Below are 3,398 nucleotides of genomic sequence, written 5' to 3'. Positions count from 1 at the left end.
TTGTTCGCTCGTTCAGAGTTGCACAGTGGACGCGTAGCAGCTTCGTAGTCAAGTCCTCGGCCTATTAGTACCGGTCAACTGAACCCGTTACCGGGCTTACATTTCCGGCCTATCAACCCAGTCGTCTAGCTGGGGGCCTTACCCCACAAATGTGGGTGGGATACCTCATCTTGAAGCGAGCTTCCCGCTTAGATGCTTTCAGCGGTTATCCCTTCCGAACGTAGCTAACCAGCCGTGCCCCTGGCGGGACAACTGGCACACCAGAGGTTCGTCCGTCCCGGTCCTCTCGTACTAGGGACAGCCCTTCTCAAGTATCCTACGCGCACGGCGGATAGGGACCGAACTGTCTCACGACGTTCTAAACCCAGCTCGCGTACCGCTTTAATGGGCGAACAGCCCAACCCTTGGGACCTGCTACAGCCCCAGGATGCGACGAGCCGACATCGAGGTGCCAAACCATCCCGTCGATATGGACTCTTGGGGAAGATCAGCCTGTTATCCCCGGGGTACCTTTTATCCGTTGAGCGACACCGCTTCCACATGCCAGTGCCGGATCACTAGTCCCGACTTTCGTCCCTGCTCGACCTGTCAGTCTCACAGTCAAGCTCCCTTGTGCACTTGCACTCAACACCTGATTGCCAACCAGGCTGAGGGAACCTTTGGGCGCCTCCGTTACCCTTTAGGAGGCAACCGCCCCAGTTAAACTACCCACCAGACACTGTCCCTGAACCGGATAACGGTCCGAAGTTAGATACCCAAATCAACCAGAGTGGTATTTCAAGATTGCCTCCACCCTAACTGGCGTTAGAGCTTCACCGGCTCCCACCTATCCTACACAAGCTAACTCAGATACCAATGTCAAGCTATAGTAAAGGTCCCGGGGTCTTTCCGTCCTGCCGCGCGTAACGAGCATCTTTACTCGTAATGCAATTTCGCCGGGCCTGTGGTTGAGACAGTGGGGAAGTCGTTACGCCATTCGTGCAGGTCGGAACTTACCCGACAAGGAATTTCGCTACCTTAGGATGGTTATAGTTACCACCGCCGTTTACTGGCGCTTAAGTTCTCCGCTTCGCCCCGAAGAGCTAACAGGTCCCCTTAACGTTCCAGCACCGGGCAGGCGTCAGTCCATATACATCGAATTACTTCTTCGCATGGACCTGTGTTTTTAGTAAACAGTCGCTTCCCCCTGCTCTCTGCGGCCATACAACGCTCCACCCGCGCGGGGCTTCACGTCTCCGGCCCCCCTTCTCCCTAAGTTACGGGGGCAATTTGCCGAGTTCCTTAACCACAGTTCGCCCGATCGCCTCGGTATTCTCTACCTGACCACCTGTGTCGGTTTGGGGTACGGGCCGCTAAGAACTCGCTAGAGGCTTTTCTCGGCAGCATAGGATCACTGACTTCACCTGAATCGGCTCGGCATCACGTCTCAGCCTATATGCGCCGCGGATTTGCCTACGGCACGGCCTACACGCTTACCCCGGCACAACCACCGGCCGGGCTCAGCTACCTTCCTGCGTCACCCCATCGCTTGACTACTACCCGCCAGGTTCCCACGCTCCCCACCATTGACCCGAAGGTCGCCGGCAGTTCGGGTGGTTAGCACAACGAGGTTCATCAGGGTCGCTCTTTCGCGGGTACGGGAATATCAACCCGTTGTCCATCGACTACGCCTCTCGGCCTCGCCTTAGGTCCCGACTCACCCAGGGCGGATTAGCCTGGCCCTGGAACCCTTGGTCATCCGGCGGAAGGGTTTCTCACCCTTCTTTCGCTACTCATGCCTGCATTCTCACTCGTGCCGCGTCCACAACTAGGTCACCCCGTTGCTTCACCCCCGGCACGACGCTCCCCTACCCATCCACACACCTGCACAAGGAATCAAGTCCAAGCGAGGTTAAAATGTGAATGCCACAGCTTCGGCGGTGTGCTTGAGCCCCGCTACATTGTCGGCGCGGAACCACTTGACCAGTGAGCTATTACGCACTCTTTAAAGGGTGGCTGCTTCTAAGCCAACCTCCTGGTTGTCTATGCGACCCCACATCCTTTTCCACTTAGCACACGCTTAGGGGCCTTAGCTGGTGATCTGGGCTGTTTCCCTCTCGACTACGAAGCTTATCCCCCGCAGTCTCACTGCCGCGCTCTCACTTACCGGCATTCGGAGTTTGGCTGATTTCGGTAAGCTTGTGGGCCCCCTAGACCATCCAGTGCTCTACCTCCGGCAAGAAACACGCGACGCTGCACCTAAATGCATTTCGGGGAGAACCAGCTATCACGGAGTTTGATTGGCCTTTCACCCCTAACCACAGGTCATCCCCCAACTTTTCAACGTTGGTGGGTTCGGCCCTCCACGCGGTCTTACCCGCGCTTCAGCCTGCCCATGGCTAGATCACTCCGCTTCGGGTCTAGAGCATGCGACTGAAAACGCCCTATTCAGACTCGCTTTCGCTACGGCTCCCCCACACGGGTTAACCTCGCCACATGCCACTAACTCGCAGGCTCATTCTTCAAAAGGCACGCCGTCACCCCGCAAGGCTCCGACGGATTGTAGGCGAACGGTTTCAGGTACTATTTCACTCCCCTCCCGGGGTACTTTTCACCATTCCCTCACGGTACTCGTCCGCTATCGGTCACCAGGAAGTATTTAGGCTTACCAGGTGGTCCTGGCAGATTCACGGCAGATTTCAGGAGTCCGCCGCTACTCGGGAACACCCACAGAAGACCAGCCACTTTCACCTACCGGACTATCACCGCCTACGGTTGGCTTTTCCACACCATTCGGCTAGCAACTGGCTTTGTAACTCCTCAAACGAGTGTCAGCTCGTTTCGCAGGGTCCCACAACCCCGACCACGCAACCCCTGACAGGTATCACACGCAGCCGGTTTAGCCTCAATCCGCTTTCGCTCGCCACTACTCACGGAATCACTATTTGTTTTCTCTTCCTACGGGTACTGAGATGTTTCACTTCCCCGCGTTCCCCCCACACACCCTATGTGTTCAGGTGCGGGTGACATCACATGACTGATGCCGGGTTTCCCCATTCGGACACCCTGGGATCACAGCTTGGTTGACAGCTCCCCCAGGCCTATCGCGGCCTCCCACGTCCTTCATCGGCTCCTGGTGCCAAGGCATCCACCGTTCGCCCTTGACAACTTGACCACAAAGATGCTCGCGTCCACTGTGCAATTCTCAACAAACGACCAACCCACAACCCGAACAGTTCCCCACCAGCCCGGCGACCCGCCGGCGGTATGAGAAACCAGGCCATGCCTGGCGCCTCCCTCACCCACAGGTGAGGTCATGGCTCTGAAAGACAACCCAACGGTTGTTCCTTCAGGACCCAACAGGGTGCTTAGCGCTTCCTCCCAGCCGCACCGGTCATCCGCTCCACACCACCCCAAAG

The 3,398-nt window shown here is 57.2% G+C and carries 1 rRNA gene; it reads right to left on the bottom strand.

The features are described 5' to 3' along the window. Positions 1-44 precede the first annotated feature (44 nt). Positions 45-3,154, bottom strand: a 23S ribosomal RNA gene (locus tag ACWEVO_RS32990). Positions 3,155-3,398: the final 244 nt, after the last annotated feature.

The organism is Micromonospora sp. NPDC003776, assembly GCF_053605645.1.
The sequence above is the reverse complement of the archived record's forward strand: the minus strand, read 5'-3'. Positions and strand labels throughout refer to the sequence as shown.